This window comes from Lacicoccus kunmingensis DSM 17847, assembly GCF_059568765.1.
Genome location: NZ_JCANUC010000001.1, coordinates 311,610 through 333,706 on the forward strand (window position 1 = coordinate 311,610; position 22,097 = coordinate 333,706).

Annotated in this window: 26 protein-coding genes; 22 read left to right on the top strand and 4 right to left on the bottom strand. The window is 39.9% G+C overall.

The features are described from left to right. Nucleotides 1–10: 10 nt before the first annotated feature. The 9 genes from BO48_RS01580 (at nt 11) to BO48_RS01620 (ending at nt 5,532) form a co-directional block, all read left to right on the top strand. Nucleotides 11–742 carry an SGNH/GDSL hydrolase family protein gene (locus BO48_RS01580; RefSeq protein ID WP_496365676.1) on the top strand — a complete coding sequence of 244 codons (732 nt, stop codon included), beginning with the start codon at nt 11–13 and terminating at the stop codon, nt 740–742. Between the two features lie 179 nt (nt 743–921). Next, complete coding sequence (locus BO48_RS01585) at nt 922–1,860, top strand: PhoH family protein (RefSeq protein WP_496365677.1); 939 nt, start codon at nt 922–924, stop codon at nt 1,858–1,860. Nucleotides 1,861–1,869: 9 nt separating this feature from the next. Next, on the top strand, nt 1,870–2,334 hold the full coding sequence (gene ybeY / locus BO48_RS01590) for an rRNA maturation RNase YbeY (protein WP_496365678.1): 465 nt from the start codon (nt 1,870–1,872) through the stop codon (nt 2,332–2,334). 2 nt (nt 2,335–2,336) lie between these two features. Further along, a complete protein-coding gene (locus BO48_RS01595) occupies nt 2,337–2,684 on the top strand; it encodes a diacylglycerol kinase family protein (RefSeq protein WP_496365679.1) in 348 nt (115 codons plus the stop codon). Between the two features lie 13 nt (nt 2,685–2,697). Then, nucleotides 2,698–3,105, top strand: a complete 408-nt coding sequence (gene cdd, locus BO48_RS01600) for a cytidine deaminase (protein ID WP_496365680.1) — start codon at nt 2,698–2,700, stop codon at nt 3,103–3,105. Next, the gene (gene era / locus BO48_RS01605; RefSeq protein WP_496365681.1) at nt 3,105–4,010 is read left to right on the top strand and encodes a GTPase Era; all 906 of its coding nucleotides are present in this window, start codon (nt 3,105–3,107) and stop codon (nt 4,008–4,010) included. The genes cdd and era overlap by 1 nt, the downstream gene beginning before the upstream one ends. A gap of 8 nt (nt 4,011–4,018) precedes the next feature. Continuing rightward, on the top strand, nt 4,019–4,774 hold the full coding sequence (gene recO, locus BO48_RS01610; protein ID WP_496365682.1) for a DNA repair protein RecO: 756 nt from the start codon (nt 4,019–4,021) through the stop codon (nt 4,772–4,774). A 4-nt stretch (nt 4,775–4,778) separates the two neighbouring features. After that, the gene (locus BO48_RS01615; RefSeq protein WP_496365683.1) at nt 4,779–5,180 is read left to right on the top strand and encodes a hypothetical protein; all 402 of its coding nucleotides are present in this window, start codon (nt 4,779–4,781) and stop codon (nt 5,178–5,180) included. Between the two features lie 49 nt (nt 5,181–5,229). After that, complete coding sequence (locus BO48_RS01620; RefSeq protein WP_496365684.1) at nt 5,230–5,532, top strand: hypothetical protein; 303 nt, start codon at nt 5,230–5,232, stop codon at nt 5,530–5,532. Between the two features lie 89 nt (nt 5,533–5,621). Here BO48_RS01620 and BO48_RS01625 read toward each other — a convergent pair whose 3' ends face one another. Then, nucleotides 5,622–6,998, bottom strand: coding sequence for a glycine--tRNA ligase (locus BO48_RS01625; RefSeq protein WP_496365685.1), 1,377 nt, complete (start codon nt 6,996–6,998; stop codon nt 5,622–5,624). Between the two features lie 286 nt (nt 6,999–7,284). On the opposite strand from BO48_RS01625, the gene ccpN reads away from it, so the two are divergent. The 7 genes from ccpN to BO48_RS01660 all read left to right on the top strand — a co-directional run bounded on the left by ccpN (nt 7,285) and on the right by BO48_RS01660 (nt 13,929). Further along, nucleotides 7,285–7,902: a transcriptional regulator CcpN gene (gene ccpN, locus BO48_RS01630; protein WP_496365686.1), complete on the top strand. Its 618-nt coding sequence runs from the start codon at nt 7,285–7,287 to the stop codon at nt 7,900–7,902. Nucleotides 7,903–7,913: 11 nt separating this feature from the next. After that, nucleotides 7,914–8,738: a pyruvate, water dikinase regulatory protein gene (locus tag BO48_RS01635; RefSeq protein ID WP_496365687.1), complete on the top strand. Its 825-nt coding sequence runs from the start codon at nt 7,914–7,916 to the stop codon at nt 8,736–8,738. Between the two features lie 6 nt (nt 8,739–8,744). After that, a complete protein-coding gene (dnaG, locus tag BO48_RS01640) occupies nt 8,745–10,490 on the top strand; it encodes a DNA primase (protein WP_496365688.1) in 1,746 nt (581 codons plus the stop codon). Nucleotides 10,491–10,514: 24 nt separating this feature from the next. Then, a complete protein-coding gene (gene rpoD, locus BO48_RS01645; RefSeq protein ID WP_052256416.1) occupies nt 10,515–11,624 on the top strand; it encodes an RNA polymerase sigma factor RpoD in 1,110 nt (369 codons plus the stop codon). Nucleotides 11,625–11,729: 105 nt separating this feature from the next. Continuing rightward, nucleotides 11,730–12,125, top strand: coding sequence for a c-type cytochrome (locus BO48_RS01650; RefSeq protein ID WP_496365689.1), 396 nt, complete (start codon nt 11,730–11,732; stop codon nt 12,123–12,125). A 54-nt stretch (nt 12,126–12,179) separates the two neighbouring features. After that, nucleotides 12,180–12,863, top strand: a complete 684-nt coding sequence (locus BO48_RS01655) for a tRNA (adenine(22)-N(1))-methyltransferase (RefSeq protein WP_496365690.1) — start codon at nt 12,180–12,182, stop codon at nt 12,861–12,863. Then, nucleotides 12,850–13,929: a Nif3-like dinuclear metal center hexameric protein gene (locus tag BO48_RS01660; protein ID WP_496365691.1), complete on the top strand. Its 1,080-nt coding sequence runs from the start codon at nt 12,850–12,852 to the stop codon at nt 13,927–13,929. The genes BO48_RS01655 and BO48_RS01660 overlap by 14 nt, the downstream gene beginning before the upstream one ends. 76 nt (nt 13,930–14,005) lie before the next feature. Here BO48_RS01660 and BO48_RS01665 read toward each other — a convergent pair whose 3' ends face one another. Together BO48_RS01665 and BO48_RS01670 are read right to left on the bottom strand one after the other, a co-directional pair. Further along, nucleotides 14,006–14,341, bottom strand: a complete 336-nt coding sequence (locus BO48_RS01665; RefSeq protein WP_496365692.1) for a nuclear transport factor 2 family protein — start codon at nt 14,339–14,341, stop codon at nt 14,006–14,008. Between the two features lie 186 nt (nt 14,342–14,527). Continuing rightward, a complete protein-coding gene (locus BO48_RS01670) occupies nt 14,528–15,490 on the bottom strand; it encodes a 4-hydroxy-3-methylbut-2-enyl diphosphate reductase (RefSeq protein ID WP_496365693.1) in 963 nt (320 codons plus the stop codon). Between the two features lie 138 nt (nt 15,491–15,628). On the opposite strand from BO48_RS01670, the gene BO48_RS01675 reads away from it, so the two are divergent. The 5 genes from BO48_RS01675 to BO48_RS01695 all read left to right on the top strand — a co-directional run bounded on the left by BO48_RS01675 (nt 15,629) and on the right by BO48_RS01695 (nt 19,995). Next, a complete protein-coding gene (locus tag BO48_RS01675; protein ID WP_496365828.1) occupies nt 15,629–16,945 on the top strand; it encodes a DEAD/DEAH box helicase in 1,317 nt (438 codons plus the stop codon). Between the two features lie 18 nt (nt 16,946–16,963). After that, on the top strand, nt 16,964–17,869 hold the full coding sequence (locus BO48_RS01680; protein ID WP_496365694.1) for a deoxyribonuclease IV: 906 nt from the start codon (nt 16,964–16,966) through the stop codon (nt 17,867–17,869). A gap of 107 nt (nt 17,870–17,976) precedes the next feature. Then, the gene (locus BO48_RS01685) at nt 17,977–18,759 is read left to right on the top strand and encodes a metal ABC transporter ATP-binding protein (RefSeq protein WP_496365695.1); all 783 of its coding nucleotides are present in this window, start codon (nt 17,977–17,979) and stop codon (nt 18,757–18,759) included. Continuing rightward, nucleotides 18,756–19,607 (top strand): metal ABC transporter permease, encoded by an 852-nt coding sequence (locus BO48_RS01690; protein ID WP_496365696.1) that lies wholly within the window; start codon nt 18,756–18,758, stop codon nt 19,605–19,607. Before BO48_RS01685 ends, BO48_RS01690 begins: the two co-directional genes overlap by 4 nt. Further along, nucleotides 19,582–19,995: a Fur family transcriptional regulator gene (locus BO48_RS01695; RefSeq protein ID WP_496365697.1), complete on the top strand. Its 414-nt coding sequence runs from the start codon at nt 19,582–19,584 to the stop codon at nt 19,993–19,995. The genes BO48_RS01690 and BO48_RS01695 overlap by 26 nt, the downstream gene beginning before the upstream one ends. 42 nt (nt 19,996–20,037) lie before the next feature. On the opposite strand, the gene ispG is transcribed toward BO48_RS01695, so the two are convergent. Beyond that, on the bottom strand, nt 20,038–21,153 hold the full coding sequence (gene ispG / locus BO48_RS01700; protein WP_496365698.1) for a flavodoxin-dependent (E)-4-hydroxy-3-methylbut-2-enyl-diphosphate synthase: 1,116 nt from the start codon (nt 21,151–21,153) through the stop codon (nt 20,038–20,040). 249 nt (nt 21,154–21,402) lie between these two features. Here ispG and BO48_RS01705 point away from each other — a divergent pair, with 249 nt between their 5' ends. Next, nucleotides 21,403–22,005 (top strand): superoxide dismutase, encoded by a 603-nt coding sequence (locus BO48_RS01705; RefSeq protein WP_496365699.1) that lies wholly within the window; start codon nt 21,403–21,405, stop codon nt 22,003–22,005. Nucleotides 22,006–22,097: the final 92 nt, after the last annotated feature.

Sequence of the window (22,097 nt, forward strand, 5' to 3'; positions counted from 1 at the left end):
ATGTGAAGATATGAAATTAGGCCGTCTCATCCGAAAGTTAAAAGGCAATGATAAGAATGAAGTTAATAAAAAATTTGAGATCAAATCAGATCATTCACAGTCAAAACCATTGGACATCAGTTTTTTAGGAGACTCGATAACAACATTCAAAGGATGGATACCAGCTGATGCGAAGTTCTGGTATTCAGATGATGCAGACAGAGGGACCGGGGTAGTGAATGTTGAACAAACCTGGTGGCATTTATTTTTAAAGCAGACGGGTAATAAACTGATGACGAATGACAGTTGGAGCGGTGCGACTGTATGTAATAAAGCCGACAACGGTGATACAGATGAAAGCTACAGAAGTTTCATCAGCAGATTTGATAAAACAATGGGACAAGGCAGGGTGCTGGAACCAAAGCCGGATGTAATCATTGTTTTTGGCGGTACAAATGACAGTGGTAAAAACTCGCCGGCAGGCACTGTTAAATACAGTGACTGGACCGAGGCTGACCTGGACACTTTCGGCGGTGCCTTTTCAAAGCTCATGATTGAATTGCAGTATTGGAATCCCTCGACAAGAATCATAAATATCCAAAGTGATTTATTGAAACCTGATTATGCCGTAATCATGGAAGAAGTGACTGCTGCGTTGGAGATAGAGAATGTTCTGATGCCTACCTATTCAAAAGTGGGTGCACATCCTGACACCCGTGGAATGAAAACAATCGCAAATACTTTGATGAAAGCTATTAATTAACAAGAGGGCGGAACCCATCACTTTTCTTTTCTAAGCCTGAAATGCATATGAACTTTATTCGTCAATTCAGTAATGTACGGTCAAATTAAAACGTGAAACTACCTTCCGAAATCATTGCAGTCGGGTTTTGATAATGGTAAATTTAATGTAATCACAATATAATTTAAAGGGGTTTATAAATGCCTAATATAATAAGTATAGATAGTCTCGAAGAGGCTCAGGCACTCATCGGGGCAAATGATGCGCATATCACCTATTTGGAAGACGAGTTTGATGTCACAATCCACACACTGGGAAATGAAATTACAGTAGGTGGGTCGGATGATGAAAATGTCGAACTTGCGGAAGATGTGCTCATTCATCTGCTGAAAATCATCCAGCGGGGGATGAAAATAAACTTAAGAGATGTTCAATCGGCATCCAGTATGGCTAAAAATGGCACGATTGAATATTTATTAGATCTATATAATGAAGTGATTGCAAAAGATACTAAAGGAAAAGGTATCCGTGCAAAAACCACAGGGCAGAGAATGTATATTGAAAATATTAGACGGCATGATTTGACTTTCGGTATCGGCCCCGCGGGGACAGGGAAGACTTTCCTTGCTGTTGTCCTTGCATGCCAGATGCTGCGTGACGGCCAGGTAAAAAGAATTGTACTGACACGTCCGGCAGTGGAAGCCGGTGAAAATCTGGGTTTCCTTCCCGGCGATTTGAAAGAGAAAGTCGATCCTTATTTAAGACCTCTCTACGACGGGCTGCACACGGTGCTCGGTACAGAACAGACCGACCGTCTGATTGAGCGCGGCGTTATCGAGGTGGCCCCGCTTGCCTACATGAGAGGACGTACACTGAATGATGCATTTTGTATTCTTGATGAGGCACAGAACACTACAGAGATGCAGATGAAAATGTTTTTGACCCGTCTCGGTTTCGGTTCGAAAATGGTAGTTACGGGAGATGAAACTCAAATTGATCTGCCGGGTGCTTCTAAGAGCGGACTGATTGAATCTGTGAGAAGGCTTGAAAAAGTAAAGGGCATTGCGGTTAATCGTATGGATGAAACTGACGTTGTCAGACACCCGCTTGTTTCAAAAATAATTAAAGCATATGAATAGAGGTGCACTATGCTATCAGTCGATTTTATAGATGATGAAAGCTATACATCAAGTGATGAGCAAAATGAGATTAATAGATTATTGAACTTTGCCTATGAGAAATTGGAAGCTGAAGCCGATGCTGAAATCAGTGTGTCATTTGTGGATAGTGAATCCATCCGCGGTATCAATCACCAGTACAGAGATAAAAATGAAGTGACCGACGTCATTTCTTTTGCAATGGAAGATGACGAATTCAATCTGATTCATGAAGATGCGCCGAGAACGCTCGGTGATCTCATCATATCGACAGATTGTGCCAAAGAGCAGGCAGACGATTACGGACACAGCTATCGCCGTGAATTACTTTTCTTGTCCCTTCACGGTTTTTTGCATTTGCTTGGATATGATCATATGAATGATGAAGATGAGAAAGAAATGAACCAGACACAGGATGAGATTTTGAATGCGTTTGGTATAACAAGAGATGAGTAGCGATGAAGCGGTTTAAATACGCATTTGCAGGTATCAAAGCGTTATTTGAAAAAGATTTTCACTTTGCAGGCCATCTGATGATTGCGCTGGCTGTTACGGTAATGGGTTTTTTATTCAGCCTGAATGCAGTTGAGTGGCTGTTTATCATCAGTGCAATTTTCATTGTGCTGATCACTGAAATCATAAATACAAGTCTCGAGTACACTGTAGACCTTGTAACAGATGATTATCATGAGCTGGCAAAGTATGCCAAAGATACGTCAGCACTTGCTGTACTGCTGTCAGCATTTTATGCGGTCATTACCGGGCTGATAATTTTCATACCAAAATTAATTGAGTTATTCACTTAGGAGAGAGACATATATGAACGATGGAATTTTTAAAGATGAATGGTTGGATGAAGTCATTGAGGCACAAAGCCGGGCCTACACACCGTATTCGAAATTTAACGTCGGTGCGCTGCTGGTAACGGAAGATGATGAATATATTTACGGCGCGAACATTGAGAATGCAGCTTATCCGGCATCAATCTGTGCAGAGCGGAGTGCATTAGTCAGTGCTTACTCTAACAACATCACCAAATTCAAAGCGATTGTCGTCGTCACGGATGCGGACGGTCCGGCCAGCCCTTGCGGTGTCTGCCGTCAGGTGATGAAAGAACTGTGTGATGATGATATGCCTGTTTATTTAACAAGTAAATCGGGGGAAGTCATCAAACGTACTGTAGATGACTTATTACCACTCGGTTTTTCAGGGAAGGATATGGACTAATGTCAGAAGATAATTTTAAATCCGGATTTATCAGTATAATCGGCCGCCCGAACGTTGGTAAATCCACTTTTATGAATAAAGTGCTCGGCCAGAAGATTGCGATCATGTCTGATAAACCTCAGACAACAAGGAATAAAGTTCAGGGTGTCTATACGACTGAAGACTCCCAGATGATATTCATTGATACCCCTGGCATACACAAGCCTAAACATCAGCTGGGCGAACATATGATGAAGGTTGCCCGTAATACATTAAAGGAAACTGAAGTAATACTGTTCATCATCAATGCTGCAGATGAAATCGGCAGAGGGGATGAATACATCATAGAGATGCTTAAAAATACTAGGACACCGATTATTCTTGTGCTGAATAAAATAGACCTGGTGCATCCTGATGATCTGTTGAAGCAGATCGATGTCTATAAAGACAAACTTGAGTTCAGTGATGTCGTACCGATTTCTGCTCTTCAAGGTAATAACGTGGAGACACTCCTTGAAGTGATTGGGAATTATCTGCCGGAAGGGCCGATGTATTACCCTGAGGACCGGGTGACAGATCATCCCGAACATTTCATAGTCAGTGAGCTCATCCGTGAAAAAGCACTGCATTTGACGAGTCAGGAAATACCGCATGCCATCGGTGTCGAAGTCGAAAAGATGAAAGCTGATAAAGGTGATAAAATTCATGTTCAGGCTGTCATCTATGTCGAACGTGAGTCCCAAAAGGGCATGGTAATCGGCAAGGGCGGTAAGATGTTGAAAGAAATAGGAAAGCTTGCCAGACAGGATATAGAAAATTTACTGGGGAACAAAGTCTATCTTGAACTTTGGGTCAAAGTACAAAAAGACTGGCGCAATAAATCCAACTTTATAAGGTCACTTGGATACAAAGATGATGAATACTAGGTGATGAGATGATATACCAGCAAAAAGGTATCATGATCCGGCAGACAAACTATAGCGAGTCTAGCCGGATTATTACTATTTTGAATGAAGAAGGAGTCATGGTGCCTCTGATGGCACGCGGTTTCAATAAAACGAAAAGCCCCTTTATCGTCTTGAGGCAGGGCTTCAAAGAGGCGTTGTTCACATACAGCCGATTTAAGGGCATGGGCACTCTGAACGAAGTTGATGTCATATCACAGTTTAAAGGCATCAATGATGATTTTGATATTTTTGCGTACGGCAGCTATATAATGGAGTTTGTTACGAGAATATTGACTGATGAAGATGTTACTCCAAAAAACTTCGAACTGTTGATGAAGTGTTTCAGGTTGCTTGAAAACAAGGAAGAAAATGAAAAGAATGCTGTCACTGCACTGGCTGCAATCAAGTTGATGCCGCAATACGGTATTGAAATCAACGTGGATGAATGTGCACTTTGTGGCAGCAGGGACTATAATACTTTCAACCATTACTCGTTTATGTATCACAGTGTCATCTGTGATTATTGTGCGAATGAGGAAACGCTTGAGCGGTCCGTAAATATCGGCAACAAAAGTATATACCTCGCAGCTTACATGAAAAATGTCAAACTGGATTTGATCAATTCTGTCAAAACAAGTCCTGAAAACGGCAGAGCACTGCTCCATTTTGTAGAGATGATCTATGATGAATATGCGGGTGTTTATTTTAAGACCAGAAAACTTGTAAAAGATATACAGAGGTGATCAGATGTATAAACTCAGCATTACTATTATGAGGATATTGGGATTTTTTGCGGTTCTGAATGCAATCATATTAGATTTTTATCATCATTTGGGATGGGTGAATGGCTATGTACAGTATGGTCTGATTGCTCTGTTTATACTGTATGTTTTAGCCGGGTCTTTCATGGCATCTAAATTGTATAAAGACCGTGAAGAACCTGAAGGAAGGCACTTGAGTCTTTTTATATATTCAATGATGATCACAACAGTTCTGACCGTGATATTTGCAATGAATATCTTTGTCGGTGAACCCAATTCGAATATATTCAACATTTCCAATTCTGAATTTTGGATTTTTGCAGTTGTGGTCCCAGTCATCTCGAAGATTATGTCGAGGAAAGAAGAGAATGTACCGGAGCATGCGTGAATCACTTGATATTACAGGGTAAGTTTACATGGAGCTCAGGAGGAATAGTATGGATTTCAGTTCTGAAACAGTGAAAATTTTGCTGCCTTTAATTATCGTCGCCGGAATTGCGATATTTGTGGTTTTCAGAATGGTTGATAAAGCTAAAAAAGGTACGCTTGGCAGAAAACAATCAAAGAAAGATCAAGATATTTTGGACAGTTTGATTCCATTTGGAATGATTGCCGGCTTGGCTTTTGCACTGCTCCTCAGTATGTTTACGCTAATATCCATGATGTCTGCTGCAGCACTCGGGCCGGGGCTAGGTTTACTTGCCGGCTATATTGCTTATGAAATTTACAGTAGATATTGAAAATTGTTTTAAGAGTTAAAATTCAAAAAGCAGGTATCACGGCTTCTGTACAGAAACCGGATACCTGCTTTTATATGAATGAAATATTTTTAGAATTTAATTTTATCTTTCAGGAAATCATTGACTTCATCGATCGGCATTCTTGTCTGTTCCATTGTGTCTCTTTCACGCACTGTCACCATGTTGTCTTCCAATGAATCAAAGTCGAAAGTGATGCAGTATGGTGTACCGATTTCGTCCTGACGGCGGTATCTCTTACCGATTGACTGCGATTCGTCGAATTCGATATTGAAGTCAGGTGCGATTTTTTCATACACTTTAAATGCATCGTCGCTTAACTTTTTGGAAAGCGGCAGTACTGCTGCTTTGAATGGTGCAAGGCTCGGATGGAATCTCATAACAGTTCTTGAATCGCCGTTTTCCAGAGCTTCCTCGTCGTACGCATCAGCCATGAATGCGAGTGTTACACGGTCAAGACCCAGAGCAGGCTCAATAACAAACGGGATGAACTTGTCTCCTGTTTCCTGATCGTGGTAAGTCAGATCTTCACCTGAATGTTCCATATGCTGTTTCAAGTCGAAGTTTGTACGGCTCGCAATGCCCCACAGTTCACCCCAGCCGAATGGGAATTTGAACTCGATATCTGTCGTCGCGTTTGAGTAGTGGGAAAGCTCATCATCATCATGATCACGCATGCGCAGGTTGTCTTCTGCAAGACCTAAAGTCAGCAGCCAATTCTGACAGAAATCTTTCCAGTATTTTTGCCATTCGACTTCAGTACCCGGTTTACAGAAGAACTCAAGTTCCATCTGTTCGAATTCTCTTGTTCTGAAAATGAAGTTCCCCGGTGTAATTTCATTACGGAACGATTTACCGATCATACCGATACCGAACGGCAGTTTTTTACGCATCGTTCTCTGAACGTTTTTATAGTTGACGAAAATACCCTGAGCCGTTTCCGGTCTTAAGAAAATTTCGTTCGTTGATGATTCTGTTACACCCTGGAATGTTTTGAACATCAGGTTGAATTGACGGATTTCAGTGTAATCCTGAGCACCGCAATTTGGACATGCGATGTTGCGCTCTTCAATGATGTTTTTCATTTCATCGAAGCTAAGACCATCTGCAACAAAAGTGTCATCTTCTTTTTGAATGACGTTTTCAATGAGTTTATCTGCACGATGACGGCTTTTACATTCTTTACAATCGATCATCGGGTCATTGAAGTTGTTTAAGTGTCCGGACGCTTCCCATGTTTTTGGGTTCATCAGAATTGCAGCATCGACACCTACGTTATATGGTGACTCCTGGATGAATTTTCTCCACCATGCTGCTTTGACGTTATTTTTCAGCTCGATGCCAAGTGGTCCATAATCCCATGTGTTCGCCAGGCCGCCGTAAATCTCACTGCCTGGAAATACAAAACCTCTTGCTTTTGACAAATTCACAATTTTGTCCATATCCATAATCAAACACTCCTTAAAATTTTTTGGCATATAAAAAGTCCCAGGATAGCTCAGCTATCCTGGGACGAGTATATACCCGCGGTTCCACCCAAATTAGTGTTTCCACTCAACTTTTAATATACAGTTATCTTTTAATCGTTTATATGCCATTTAACATGTTAAGCTCACACCAACCTTAACTCGCTTAATTCACATTATATAAAATGTCCTTTGAAAGTGCAAATGTTTCATTGTATTTCTTTATTTTATCAGATGTACTATAATTATTATTATTGGGAGTGAGGCCATGGAACTGAACAGCAGGCAGGAAAAGATACTGAAGATTGTAAAACAGCATGGACCGATAACCGGAAGCAAGATTGCAGAGCAATTGTCTTTGACAAGAGCCACATTGAGACCAGATCTTGCAATTTTGACGATGAGCGGTTATCTGGATGCTCGTCCGCGCGTCGGATATTTTTACACCGGAAAAGAACCGGCTGAAGTATTGACCAGCAAAATCAGAAATATTTTAGTCAGGGACGTTCAAAGTTTGCCGATAGTGATAAAAGAGGATACATCCATTTATGAAGCGATTGTAAAGATGTTCCTGGAAGACGTAGGTACATTATATGCAATCGATGATGACAGAGACCTCGTCGGGGTTATTTCAAGAAAAGATCTGTTGAAAGGCACGATGGGTAAAAATGATATCGAACGGACACCTGTCAGTATCATTATGACAAGGAAACCACATATCACTACATGCTATCCTAACGATTTATTAATTTATGCAGCAAATCAGTTAATTGAAAAACAGATTGATTCGATCCCTGTAATAGATAAAGATGCCGATAAAGATATTGTCATCGGCCGTATAACAAAAACAAATATCACCAAAGTATTTGTTAATCTAATGGAATAAGGAGTGTCTGGATGTCTAATATAAAAGTAATCATAGCGTCTGATTCTGTAGGTGAAACAGGAGAGCTGGTAGCTAAAGCATCGCTGGCGCAATTTAATATAGACAGTTCATCCGATGTATTAATAAGATATCCGTATATTGATTCGGAAGATAATGTGGATGAAGTGGTGGATCTGGCAAAAAGTAAAGAAGCGATTGTCGTCTATACAATTATCACCCCTAAATTCAGAAATTATATAAAAGAAGAACTTAAAAAAGAAAATATACCATCTGTTGATGTGATGGGCCCTTTAATGTCAATACTTGAAGGTAAAACTGAAGAAACACCATATTATGAACCCGGCCGTGTGCATAAACTTGATGAGGATTATTTCAAGAAGATTGAAGCAATCGAATTTGCGGTCAAATATGATGACGGTAAAGATGCGGGGGGACTCAACAAAGCGGATATGGTTCTGATTGGTGTATCAAGAACTTCGAAAACACCATTATCACAATTCCTTGCACTTAAAAAATATAAGGTTATGAATATGCCGCTGGTACCAGAGGTTACACCTCCGAAAGAACTGTTTGAAATACCTGCCTCAAAATGTATAGGTCTGAGAATAAAATCCTCCGCGCTGAATAAAATCAGAAAAGAGAGATTGACTCAGCTCGGCCTGAAAGATACGGCAAGCTATGCCAAAAACGAAAGAATTCAGGAAGAGCTTGATTATTTTGATTCAGTTATTGAAAAAATAGGTTGTCCTGTAATCGATGTATCTGAAAAAGCCATTGAAGAAACAGCAAATGAAATAATGAAGTATGTAGATGGTAAAATAGATATTAAAGGATGATAGCGTGTGAATATCCCACAGCAGACAATTGAACATGTTAAAGATAGGACCGACATTACAGAGCTCGTTTCCGGTTATATAAAACTCGAGAAACGCGGGCGAAACTACGTCGGTCTTTGCCCTTTTCACAATGAAAAGACGCCCTCATTCAGTGTCAGTCCGGAGAAGCAGATCTGCCACTGCTTCGGGTGTAAAAAAGGCGGCAACGTCTTCCAATTCCTTATGGAAATTGAAAATATATCATTCTCAGAATCAGTGAAAAGACTTGGGAAACCACTCGGTGTTGAAGTCGCCACAAATGAAAGCAGAGTGGACGACAATGATATGCAGTTCATTAAGATGCATGAACATATCGCTGATCTCTTTCATCATATATTAATCCACACAAATGAAGGTGAAGATGCACTAAACTATCTGGTCGAAAGAGGATTCTCCAGTGAAATCCTGAAAAAAGAAAAAATAGGACTTGCTCCGAAAATGTCTTCGTTTACCAAAAATGCGATTCTGGAAAAAGGGTTTACTGAGGAAGCGGCGTATAGCGCCGGTTTACTTTCCCGTAATGAAGAAAACTTTTCATATTACGATCGTTTCGTAAACCGTATTATGATACCGATTAAAAATCATCAGGACTATGTCATCGGTTTTACTGCAAGAAGCATAGACGGGTCTGAGCCGAAGTATTTAAATACACCGGAAACAAAAGTATTCCAGAAGCGTCATTTATTATTTAATTTGAGTGATGCGAGAAAATCAATCAGGCAGCAGGATGAAGTCATACTGATGGAAGGTCACCTTGATGTTTTAAAGGTGAAGTCAGTCAATGTAGAAAATATTGTAGGGCTTATGGGTACAGCCTTAAGTGATGAAAATATCAATCTTCTGGATAGATTGGCGTCGAATGTCACCTTGATGTTTGATGGAGATAATGCAGGTTCCAAGGCGACGATGAGCATCGGTGAGCAGTTGCTGAAACATGGACTGAATACATTTGTCATCCAGCTGCCGAAAGGGATGGATCCTGATGAGTTTATTGTTGAAAATGGAGAAGAGGCGTTCCGTGATCTTGTTAAAAACGAGAAGCGGCATTATGTACACTTTTTATCCGAAAAGCTTTTAAATGAAAGTATGCATAACGATCTTGCTTATTCCCAAAACCTCAATACACTGATAGATGCAATGAAGTATGTCACTGATGATGCAATACGGGCAAGATTAATCTTGCATATCAGTGAAAGGTATAATATAGATAAATCTCAGATAGAAAGTAAACTTCCTGTTAGAACTCCTGTAAAAAGGGAAAGTAATATACAACAGGTTGAAAGACTTTCCATACGTGAGAAAAAAGAACGCTATTTTTTAAAAGCACTGATAAATGATAAGAGCCTTTTTGAATATTGCAGAGAGCAAATAGATGCAGAAGTATTAACTTCACAGCAGTATTATGGTATATTTAAAGGGTTATGCAATTATTTTGACGACCATGACACATTTGAAGTATCATCCTTTATCCAGCAGATACCGAATGAATTATTAGAAGTTGTAATTAATATTGATAATTTGAAGATTCAAAGTGATGTCTCCCGGGATGAAATAGATGATTACCTCGATGATTTAAGTGGTAAAAGAAATAGTAACAAGGAGAAAAAATTATTATTTGCACAACTTGCTGAGGCCGAAGCGAATAATGATATTGATCTGCAGGCCAGTATAATGCAGCAATTGTTGGAGATTAACAGCAGATATAAAAGTTAGTCAATATAATTAGGAGGTACATTTATGTCTGAAAATAAAGTTGGAGCAACTGAGACTAAAGATGAAGAGTTGTTTACTTCTGTTGAACAAGTGAAACAGGCACTCCTTGAAAAAGGGAAAAAAGAAGGACATTTATCACACGAGGAAATTGCAGACAAATTATCTAATTTCGAATTAGATGCGGATACAATGGATGAGTTTTTTGATGAATTGAATGAAAATGATATACAATTAATAAATGAAAAAGATGCAACAGATACAGATGAAAAGCTGAATCTGCATGATATGAGTGCACCGCCGGGGGTTAAAATCAACGACCCGGTACGCATGTATTTAAAAGAAATCGGCCGCGTGGATCTTTTGAGTGCAAAAGAAGAAGTCGAACTTGCCAAGAAAATAGAGCAGGGCGATGAATTTGCCAAAAGCCGCTTAGCCGAAGCCAACCTGAGACTGGTTGTCAGTATCGCTAAAAGGTATGTCGGACGCGGTATGCTGTTCCTGGACCTGATTCAGGAAGGTAATATGGGTCTTATCAAAGCTGTTGAAAAATTCGACTTCACAAAAGGATTCAAATTCTCAACTTATGCTACATGGTGGATCCGTCAGGCAATCACAAGAGCCATTGCCGACCAGGCTAGAACGATACGTATTCCGGTTCACATGGTTGAAACAATAAACAAACTTATAAGAATACAGCGCCAGTTACTGCAGGACTTGGGCCGTGAGCCGATTCCGGAAGAAATCGGGGAAGAAATGGACCTGCCTGCCGATAAAGTTCGTGAAATTCTTAAAATTTCTCAGGAGCCTGTGTCCCTTGAAACACCTATCGGTGAAGAGGATGACAGCCACCTTGGAGACTTTATAGAAGACCAGGAAGCTCAAAGTCCGTCAGATCATGCTGCTTATGAGTTATTGAAAGAACAGTTGGAAGATGTTCTCGATACACTGACTGATCGGGAAGAGAATGTCTTAAGACTGCGTTTCGGACTAGACGATGGCCGTACAAGAACATTGGAAGAGGTCGGAAAAGTGTTCGGTGTGACCAGAGAAAGAATACGTCAAATCGAAGCAAAAGCACTTAGAAAACTGCGTCATCCAAGCAGAAGTAAACGGTTAAAGGATTTTATGGATTAAGTTGATATTAAAGGTGTAATATTATAACTAAAATCATTTTGACATTATGTATTTTTAATATACAATTATAATTGTATATGCATTTATATAAGGGAGGGTCAACATTTGAATAAGAATCCGATTATACCATTTTTACTTATCATCTTTTTAGGTGTGGGTCTTGTTTTCTTACTATCTTCACAAGGTGCAAACCAGGAAGAAGAAGGAGAAGACGTTGCGACTGAAGAAGGTTCAGAAGAAGGCGGCGGCGAAGAAGGCTCAGAAGAAGGTGCATCATCCGGCGATGTAGACGCAGAAGGCATTGCTCAAAACAGCTGTGCATCATGTCACGGTGAAGACTTCTCAGGAGGTATGGGACCAGCACTTGCAGGAACCAGTCTTGGTGAAGACGAGTTCACTGATATCGTAAGAAACGGCCAAGGTTCAATGCCGGCATTTGACGAAAGTCAAGTAAGCGGTGAGGAACTGACTGCACTTTACGAGTTTTTCTCAGAACAATAATTAATAACGAAACCTCCACAGATGTGGAGGTTTTTATTTTAGAGGATGGTAATGATGATTGATGAACGTTTACAATATGTGTCGAATTATATAATTGGAGATAAGATGGTGGATATCGGTTCGGATCATGCGTATCTCCCTATATACTCGATTCAGAACAATATAGTAAAAAGTGCAATTTGCGGTGAAGTGGTAGAAGGGCCATATCATTCAACGCTGAAAAATATTGATGTGTATCGTATGACTGATAAAATTGAGGCGAGGCTCGGAGATGGTTTAAAAGTTTTGTCAACAGAGGATACGGTGGATACAATTACGATTTGCGGCATGGGCGGCCCGCTGATTGCGAGTATAATAAAAGAAGGGTTCGACAATGTGAGCGGTCATCCGCGACTGGTGCTTCAGGCAAATAACTACACGCATCCCATAAGGAAAACCGTTACCGATTTAGATTACAAAATCACGCATGAAAAAGTATTGAAAATCGGCAAGCGTTATTATGAAGTCATAGTCTTCGATTATGATGGTGAAAAAGTGGATTTGACAGAGAAGGAATTGACGTTTGGCCCAGTAAACCTTTCGGTACGTGATGATGATTTCATCGGCAAGGTAGAATGGGAACATGATCATATGGTCAAGATATATAATGGTATTAACAGTGATAAGAGTATTGATAAAAAGGAAGAAGTGAAATCAAAAATCAAATTGCTGGAAGAGGTGCTTAATGATGAAGGTTAATGAACTGATGAAGAAGTTGAATGAAATTGCGCCGTTTAAGGATAGTGAAGAATGGGACAACACCGGTCTTCTGGTCGGGGATAACGAAGCAGAAGTTACAGGTGTACTGACTGCACTGGATTGTTCACTTGCGACAGTCGATGAAGCAGTCGAAAATAATGTAAACACAATCATTTCACATCATCCGCTCATTTTTCCAAAAGTGACCAGTGTAACTGATAATTTTTATGGCAAAATCATAAAAAAACTGATTAAAAATGATATTAATCTTATAACAATGCATACAAATTTGGATCATCAGCCAAATGGTGTCAGTCATATGATTGCTGAAGCTTTGAGTTTTACAGATACTGAGATTTTAATACCGAAAAAGTATGAACTGAAAAAACTGCGAGTGAACATACCAAAAGAAGATAAAGAAGATTTGAAAAAAGGCTTGTATGAGGGCGGTGTCGGTAATCAGGGCGATTACAGCGAGTGTTTCTTCGAATACCCGGTGACAGGGCAGTTCAGACCAAACGAAAATGCCAACCCGCATATCGGAACAAACAACGAATTAGAAATTGTTGATGAGTATATTGTCGAAGCGGTATTTGATTCCGAAGAGCAGAATAAAGTAATCGATACACTGCTTGAGGTTCATCCATATGAAGAACCGGCATTTGATATTTTTACTATAAACAATGTCCCGAACAAAGGATTGGGTATTAAATTTGATTATAATGATACTTTAGATTCTTTAATTAAAATTCTGGAAGATAAAATGGATGCGCCTATTGTAAATGTTGTTAAAGGAAATGATGATATTATATCAGCAGTCGGGATTATCGGCGGCTCCGGCATGAGCTATGCAAATGAAGCTTTCAAAGCAGGTGTCGATGTTCTGATCACCGGTGACGTAAAGTATCATGAAGCATATGATGCAAAACTTCTCGGCAGGAATGTTATTGACGCAGGACATTATCTTGAAATCTTCATGACTGAAGGCCTTGAAGATTTAATTAGAAAGCATATCGATATTACAGTCATTTCAAGTAAAGTGAATACAAATCCATTTCAACACTGAATGATAAGATAATCCAGCCGGGGCCCGTGCCCCGGCTTTAATAATATAATAAACTGATATATGGATTATTCTGTTATTATTGCGCCGCATCCCCGAAATATACGACTATCTCTACAATCATCCCATCTTTCAACCTGAAATATTCTGCATTTTTCAATCTCCCGAAATGTTCTGTTTCACATTCATATCTGAGCATCACATCATCTCCGTCACTCAGGATTGTTTTAAAATCATAATGACTGAAATTGGCATGTGGCGGCCAGCATATTTTCATATAAAGATTTTTGTCTATACGATTATCATATGGGCTGCTGAACCGAAAGTCGTTGCTCAACAATTGTTCAATCATCTGCCTGTCGCCTGCTTCATAAGCTTTAAAGTACTGTCTTACGATTTGTTCTGACTTTTCCATTTTACAGCGTCCCCCTTGTTAAATGATCTGTTTTATCCTCAAGTATAATGTATTTTCATTTATCCGGGTTATTCTAATCTTGTGAAAGATGGTTACTCATGAATATAAAAAGACGATGCAGCCAATCGCAGGATGCATCGTCTTTTTTAAAGTTATGTTAAACCGTGAGTCACGGTTTTCTTTATTTTAATCCATTATTTTAACTGGTTTCGGTTTCTTGATTTTTGGAAGAATCTTATCTTTTGGTACAGATGAAACCGGCTGGTCAGTCAATTCTTCGTTGTACTGGTTCAAGTACTCGATGACTTCTCTGACTATTGGAGTAGGGGTTGAGGCACCTGCCGTAACTGCTACTGAATTGATTCCGTGCAGCCATTCAGTCTTCAATTCACTTAAAGAACTGATTCTGTAGGCGTTGGTGTGTGCAATTTCTTTTGAAACTTGTGTCAGTCTGTTCGAGTTATTACTCTTAGGGTCGCCGACAACTATTAGAAGTTCAGCCTGATCTGCCTGTTCTGCAACAGCTTCCTGACGGACTTGTGTTGCCATACAGATTTCCTGCTGTACTTCAATGTGCGTATACTTCACTTTCAACTCGTCCATCAGATGGCCGACATCCCACTGGCTCATTGTCGTCTGGTTTGTAACGATGAGCTTTCTATCGTGGAGAACTTCAGGTAGTTCCTCAATATCATCCATCGTTTCGACCAGGTGTACGTGATCAGGGTTTACACCGACTGCACCTTCAGGTTCCGGGTGTCCTTTTTTACCAATATAAACGACATCATAGCCTTTTTCAGTTTTGCTGCGGATTAACTCGTGTGTTACCTGAACGTCAGGACATGTGGCGTCTATGCAAGTCAAACCTTTTTCTTTTGCACGCTTTTTAACTTCAGGAGATACACCATGAGCTGTGAAGATTACAGTACCTTCATTTATATTCTCTAAAATCTCCAACCTGTTTGGCCCATCCAATGTTACAATGCCATCCTCTTCAAAAGCATCTGTGACATGTTTGTTATGCACGATCATCCCTAATATATATAATGGTCTCGGTAATGATTTGTCCATCGCAGCATTTCTTGCGATGACCATAGCATCAACAACACCATAACAATAACCTCTTGGTGTAATCTTTATAATATCCATAGAGTCCATTCCTCCTCAATAATCATTATATCTAATATCGTTTATAATTAAAATCATCATGAAGTCCGAAATTACATTATAGCATGTAACGCGCTTTTCAGTTATAATTGAATTCGAATTTAATAATGAAAAGGTGATATCATGAGTCACGCATTTAAAAGATTTAACTTTGATGATAATTTGCTCGATGCAATAAAATCTATAAACTTTACTCATCCGACTTTAGTTCAGGAAAGGGTTATTCCAAAAGTCCAAAGAGGTGAGAACGTGGTTGCGATGAGTGAGACCGGGAGCGGAAAATCACATGCATTCATCCTGCCGATCCTTGAAAGTATTGATGTTGATAAACACTCGACTCAATCTATAATTCTAGCACCCACAAGAGAACTTGCAAGCCAACTGTTTCAGATGACCAATGAAATGATTGGAAATTATAAAGATATTAAGACAAACCTGTTCATCGGAGGGACCGATTTCAATAAAGATGCTGAAAAGGCCAAGAAATCTCCTCAGATTATTATCGGCACACCGACCAGGGTCAATGAACTGATGAAAGAGGGTGCGCTCAAAGTCCATGAGTCTAAAACCATCGTCATTGACGAAGCGGATCTGATGATTGATCTCGGTTTCCTGGATGATGTGGATATGCTTGCCAACACGCTTCACCGGGAAGCACAGTTCTTAGTGTTTTCAGCGACAATTCCGGAGATGCTTCAGCAATTCCTGGAAAAGTACATCGGCAATGTTGAAACGATAGTCATTGACCAGCCTAAAAATAAGGCTTCCATTAAATATTCACTTGTACCTGTCAAAGGTGATGATAAGATGGGCAAAGTCAAAGAATTGACTGAGGTGATCAACCCGTATATCGGTATCATTTTTGCCAATTCAAAAGCAAGAGCAGACGACTTGTATGATTACCTGAGAGAGCATAATATGAATATTGGTATCTTTCATGGCGGACTGAAGCCGCGTGAGAGAACAAAAGAAATAAAAAATATACGGGATTTAAAGTATGAATGGGTGATCGCAAGTGACCTTGCTGCCCGCGGACTGGATATAGACGGCGCCTCTCACGTCATCAACTTCGATATCCCGAAAGACATTGAGTTCTTTACACACAGAGTCGGACGTGTCGGACGCGGACAGTATGAAGGTGTCGCGATCACAATATATACGCCTGATGAAAACTATTTAATCGACCAGCTTGAGAAGAAAGGCTACCATTTTGAGGATGAGGATGTCAGACAGGGTGAATTAAAACCTGTAAAATCCAGAACATCCCGTGTCAGCAGGAAGAAAGTCGAAAAGAATGTGGCACAAAACTTAAACTACAAAGTAAGAAAGCCCAAGAAAGTAAAACCGGGCTATAAGAAGAAGATGTCAAAAGAACTGAATGATTTAAAGCAGCAGGAGAGACGCAAGTATTCAAAATCAAAAAGAAGAAAAAAATAAATTTTTAAGGATGGTATTATGTTAATAGGATCACATGTATCGATGAGTGGTAAAAAAATGTTGGAAGCTGCAAGCGAATCAGCTGCAAGCTTTGGAGCAAATACTTTTATGATATATACAGGTGCTCCGCAGAATACAAGAAGAAAAAAGATTGAGGACCTGAATATTGAAGCGGGCCAGGCGCATATGAAAGAACATGGGATGTCGAATATTGTTGTTCATGCACCTTACATCATCAATATTGCAAATACTGTTCGCGATGGAGTATTCGACCACGGCGTGGAATTCCTTCAGGAAGAGATCGTCCGGACTGAGCATTTAGGTTCCAATCAGATTGTTCTGCACCCTGGAAGCCATGTAGGCGCCGGAGCGGACAAAGGGATTGAATCCATTATAAAAGGCTTGAATGAAACATTCGGCAACGATAATGATGTACAGATTGCACTTGAAACGATGGCCGGCAAAGGCACTGAAATCGGGCGCAGCTTCGAAGAACTTGCACAAATTATAGATGGTGTGGAAAATAATGAACGTTTAAGCGTCTGCTTTGATACATGTCACGTCCATGACGCAGGTTATGACATCGTTAATGACTTCGATGGTGTCCTGGAAAAGTTCGATAAGATTATCGGCCTTGACCGTATCAAGGTCGTCCATGTGAATGACTCGAAAAACCCAGTCGGTGCACACAAAGACCGTCATGAGAATATCGGCTTCGGGCATATCGGTTTTGATACACTGACATATATCATCAATCATCCGGAACTGAAAAATGTACCGAAGATTTTGGAAACACCGTTTGTCGGTACGGATAAGAAAAATAAAAAAGCACCATATAAACATGAAATTGAGATGATTAAAGACGGTAAATTTAATCCGAATCTGCTTACAGACATTAACCCTTTAATGGCTGAAGTGGAATAGTTAAAAGCCACAGTACATACTGTGGCTTTTTTCGTAACCATTCCTATTTACAAATCGTAATGATTACTTTATAATAAATTGATTATATTTTTAAAGGAGCGAAATAAATGTCTGAACCAATCTTTGAATTAAAGAATATTTCATATACTTATAAAGATAAACTAGAACATACACCGGCGCTGAAAAATATTAATTTAAAGATTGATAAAGGCGACTTCGTTGCTCTGGTCGGACCGAACGGCTCGGGGAAAACCACATTAATCAAATTGATTCTCGGTGTGATCAAGCCTCAGGATGGCGAGATCTATATAAAAGGGGATAATTATCAGAAATACGCGAGCTGGCAGGAAATCGGCTATGTATCTCAAAAATCGAACAGTTTTGCCAAAGGTTTTCCGGCTTCTGTCAGTGAAGTGATTTTGAGCGGGCTGACAAAACAAAAAGGACTGTTCAACAGGTTTTCGCGGAAAGATAAAAAACGGTTGGAAGAAGTACTTGAACTGCTGGACATACAAGAACTGAAAGATAAAAATATTTCCTCATTATCCGGTGGTCAGACCCAGCGTGTATTCATTGCGAGAGCCTTGATCAATCAGCCTTCAATACTGGTATTGGATGAACCGACAGTCGGTATCGACAACCAGCATGTCAAAGAGTTTTACGATGTTCTTTTAAAATTGAAAGAGCAGTCCGTCACGATACTGTTAGTGACACATGATATCGGTGTAGTCGTAGATCATGCGAATGAAGTCGCCTGTCTGAATGGCCACCTGCATTTCCATGGAACCAATCATGAATTCAAAAACCTTGGAGAAGCTGAGCTGTCCAAGATATACGGTTTTCCTCTGCAGCTCGTCAGTCATGACCACGATAGGGAGTGCTGTGTATGATTCAAGCCCTGTTTGAGTACGAATTTATCAGATATTCATTCATCAGCGGTGTTATCGCCGGACTGATTGCTCCGCTGGTTGGAACTTTCATAGTGATCAGAAGATTATCTTTGATCGCTGATGCGTTAAGTCACGTTACTCTCGGTGGCATCGCATTCGGTGTCTATCTGTCATCTATATTTACTTTCACTATCAATCCATTAATTACAGGAATTATATTTTCAATAATGGGTGCGCTCGGAATCGAACGGCTGAGGTCTGTATATAAACACTACCAGGAACTTGCGATTCCAATCATAATGAGCCTCGGTATCGCGGTAGGTATCGTTTTCCTATCATTGGCAGATGGATTTAATCAAGATCTGTTCGGATATTTATTCGGCAGTATCAGTGCTGTGAGCATCAATGACCTGCTGTTGATCGCCAGCATCGGCGTCATAGTCATCCTGTTCATATTTTTTCTGTATAAAGAGCTGTTCATGGTCTCATTTGATGAAGAGTATGCAAATGTCATGAACATAAATAAATGGATTTATGTTGCTTTCATCATTGTCGTGGCACTGGTCATCAGTGCATCGATGCGAATTGTCGGCATACTGCTCGTCAGCGCACTGATGACATTGCCTGTAGCAAGTGCTATGAGGATAACTTCAAGTTTCAGGCAACTGATGATTGTCAGTGTGATCTTTGGTGAAATAGCTGTAATCATCGGTTTATTCCTAAGTTTCCACTTGAATATTTCTCCAGGCGGTACAATTGTTTTAGTCTCAATATTAATCTTGCTCGGAACAATCTTTTTAAATCGATTAGGGGTGAGTAGAAATGGCAGCAGAGCTCAAGAAGTATAAAACCAGATTGAGAGATCATGGTTTAAAAATAACCGAAAAAAGAATGACGATGATTGAATTATTTTTAAAAGAAGATCGTTATTTAAGTGCTAAAGAAGTGCAGGAACAGCTTCATAAAATCTATCCGACTTTAAGTTACGATACCATTTACCGCAATCTTTATACTTTAAAGGAAATTGAGGTTTTGGAGAATACCAACTTCGAAGGTGAGATGCAGTTCAAAATTTCGTGTTCGGATCATCACCACCATCATTTCATCTGCGAAGAATGCGGGGACACCAAAGTAATACACTACTGTCCGGTGGAAACGTGGCAGAGTGAACTTGAAGATGTGGAAATTACAAATCATAAAGTGGAGCTTTACGGCCTCTGTGCCGTATGCAAATAAAAAGAAGGGATATTCCATTTGGAATATCCCTTCTTTTGTGTCTTATTTACTTGCAGCTTCTTCTTTAGCTTTACGTTCTTTTTCATAGTGTGCTTCTGCTAAAATATCAATTTCTTTCTTAAGCTCATCAACCATTGTTTCTTCCGGTACTTTTCTGACCGTTTCACCGTGCATGAAGAGCAGTCCTTCATCGCGTCCGCCGGCAATGCCGATATCAGCTTCGCGTGCTTCACCCGGCCCGTTGACCGCACAGCCAAGTACAGCAACTTTGATCGGTGCCTGGATTTTTGAGATGTACTCTTCAACTTCGTTGGCAATCGAAATCAAGTCTATTTCTATACGTCCGCATGTAGGGCAGGCGATCAGTGTCGCTGCATTACTTGCAAGACCGTATGATTTCAACAGTTCTTTTGCAACTTTCACTTCTTCAACAGGGTCGGCTGACAATGAAATTCTGAGCGTGTTCCCCATGCCTTGTGAAATGATTGCGCCGAGTCCCGCAGCACTTTTAACAGTTCCGGCAAATAATGTTCCACTTTCTGTTATACCTAAGTGCAGTGGGTAATCAAATGCTTTAGCCGCTTTTGTATATGCTTCGATTGCAAGATTGACATCGGACGCTTTCATCGAAACGATGATATCGTGGAAATCAAGATCTTCAAGTATCTTAATGTGGTGCAGTGCACTTTCCACCATGCCGTCAGCAGTAGGGAAACCGTGTTTCTCTATGATGTGTCTTTCAAGACTTCCTGCGTTGACTCCGATACGGATTGGTATTCCTTTTGCTTTACATGCTTTTACAACTTCTTCAACGCGCTCACGGCGCCCAATGTTACCAGGGTTGATACGGATTTTATCCGCGCCGCCCTCAACAGCAAGTAGTGCGAGCTTATAATCAAAATGTATATCTACAACTAGAGGTATATTAATCTGTTTTTTAATTTCAGGAATTGCTAAAGCATCCTCTTCTTTCGGGCATGCCACTCGAACAATCTGACATCCGGCTTCTTCTAAACGGTGTATTTCCGCAACTGTAGCTTCCACATCATGTGTTTTCGTCGTTGTCATACTTTGAATGACAATCTGGTCTTCACCGCCAATAGTCAAGTCGCCGACTTTTACCTGTCGTGTTTTAGTACGATGTATAATTTCAGACATATCCAAACTCCTTAATATAAATACTTTCTTAAATCATTTGTTATTATACTAAATTTAAACGTGAAATGTAACTACTTCGCTTTATTAAATTTATCTTTTTATTATATCAAAGCGGTATTGTTTAATCATAATGTTTAAGACCATTCATACAAAGGTATGATAATACCAGTAAGGTAAACAATTCATTTGTTATTCTATCACTGAATTGTTATATTTAATATGTAAAATCTTATTGGAGGCGAATTAACTATGGCTTTTGAACTACCAGAATTACCTTATGCATACGATGCATTGGAACCACACATTGACAAAGAAACTATGGAAATTCACCATTCTAAGCACCACAACACTTATGTCACTAAGTTGAACGATGCAGTGAAAGGCACGGACTTAGAATCTAAAGATATCGAAGAAGTGATCAAAGATTTAAACTCAGTACCTGAAGATATCAAAACTGCAGTTCGCAACAACGGTGGTGGACACTACAACCACTCACTGTTCTGGCAAATGTTAACTCCTGATGCTTCTGAAGCAAATGGAGAAGTAAAAGATGCAATCGAAGCTAAATTCGGTTCAGTGGATGCATTCAAAGAAAAATTTGAAGCAGCAGGTGCTGGCCAATTTGGTTCAGGCTGGGCTTGGTTAGTTGTTAATAACGGAGAACTTGAAGTTGTAGGAACTCCAAACCAGGATAACCCGATCACTGATGGTAAAACACCAATTCTTGGCGTGGACGTATGGGAGCATGCGTATTACCTCAAGTATCAAAACAAGCGTCCTGAATACCTTAAAGCATTCTGGAACGTTGTTAACTGGGACAAAGTAAACGAACTTTACAAAAATGCAAAATAATGATTTTTAATAAAAAGACGGGACTTCGTTCCCGTCTTTTTTATATCTATAAATTCTCTGCTATGATAAAATAACGTTAGTATTTTTTATGG

Bases quoted from the DNA above. Each gene is read 5' to 3' on its own strand.
- BO48_RS01695 (WP_496365697.1), top strand. From the start codon at position 19,582: ATGGCAGCAGAGCTCAAGAAGTATAAAACCAGATTGAGAGATCATGGT.
- BO48_RS01620 (WP_496365684.1), top strand. From the start codon at position 5,230: ATGGATTTCAGTTCTGAAACAGTGAAAATTTTGCTGCCTTTAATTATC.
- BO48_RS01685 (WP_496365695.1), top strand. From the start codon at position 17,977: ATGTCTGAACCAATCTTTGAATTAAAGAATATTTCATATACTTATAAA.
- BO48_RS01595 (WP_496365679.1), top strand. From the start codon at position 2,337: ATGAAGCGGTTTAAATACGCATTTGCAGGTATCAAAGCGTTATTTGAA.
- BO48_RS01670 (WP_496365693.1), bottom strand. From the start codon at position 15,490: ATGGATATTATAAAGATTACACCAAGAGGTTATTGTTATGGTGTTGTT.
- BO48_RS01615 (WP_496365683.1), top strand. From the start codon at position 4,779: ATGTATAAACTCAGCATTACTATTATGAGGATATTGGGATTTTTTGCG.
- BO48_RS01660 (WP_496365691.1), top strand. From the start codon at position 12,850: ATGATGAAGGTTAATGAACTGATGAAGAAGTTGAATGAAATTGCGCCG.
- cdd (WP_496365680.1), top strand. From the start codon at position 2,698: ATGAACGATGGAATTTTTAAAGATGAATGGTTGGATGAAGTCATTGAG.
- BO48_RS01625 (WP_496365685.1), bottom strand. From the start codon at position 6,998: ATGGATATGGACAAAATTGTGAATTTGTCAAAAGCAAGAGGTTTTGTA.
- BO48_RS01665 (WP_496365692.1), bottom strand. From the start codon at position 14,341: ATGGAAAAGTCAGAACAAATCGTAAGACAGTACTTTAAAGCTTATGAA.
- ispG (WP_496365698.1), bottom strand. From the start codon at position 21,153: ATGTCTGAAATTATACATCGTACTAAAACACGACAGGTAAAAGTCGGC.
- BO48_RS01680 (WP_496365694.1), top strand. From the start codon at position 16,964: ATGTTAATAGGATCACATGTATCGATGAGTGGTAAAAAAATGTTGGAA.
- BO48_RS01690 (WP_496365696.1), top strand. From the start codon at position 18,756: ATGATTCAAGCCCTGTTTGAGTACGAATTTATCAGATATTCATTCATC.
- rpoD (WP_052256416.1), top strand. From the start codon at position 10,515: ATGTCTGAAAATAAAGTTGGAGCAACTGAGACTAAAGATGAAGAGTTG.
- BO48_RS01585 (WP_496365677.1), top strand. From the start codon at position 922: ATGCCTAATATAATAAGTATAGATAGTCTCGAAGAGGCTCAGGCACTC.
- recO (WP_496365682.1), top strand. From the start codon at position 4,019: ATGATATACCAGCAAAAAGGTATCATGATCCGGCAGACAAACTATAGC.
- BO48_RS01655 (WP_496365690.1), top strand. From the start codon at position 12,180: ATGATTGATGAACGTTTACAATATGTGTCGAATTATATAATTGGAGAT.
- era (WP_496365681.1), top strand. From the start codon at position 3,105: ATGTCAGAAGATAATTTTAAATCCGGATTTATCAGTATAATCGGCCGC.
- BO48_RS01580 (WP_496365676.1), top strand. From the start codon at position 11: ATGAAATTAGGCCGTCTCATCCGAAAGTTAAAAGGCAATGATAAGAAT.
- BO48_RS01635 (WP_496365687.1), top strand. From the start codon at position 7,914: ATGTCTAATATAAAAGTAATCATAGCGTCTGATTCTGTAGGTGAAACA.
- ybeY (WP_496365678.1), top strand. From the start codon at position 1,870: ATGCTATCAGTCGATTTTATAGATGATGAAAGCTATACATCAAGTGAT.
- BO48_RS01705 (WP_496365699.1), top strand. From the start codon at position 21,403: ATGGCTTTTGAACTACCAGAATTACCTTATGCATACGATGCATTGGAA.
- ccpN (WP_496365686.1), top strand. From the start codon at position 7,285: ATGGAACTGAACAGCAGGCAGGAAAAGATACTGAAGATTGTAAAACAG.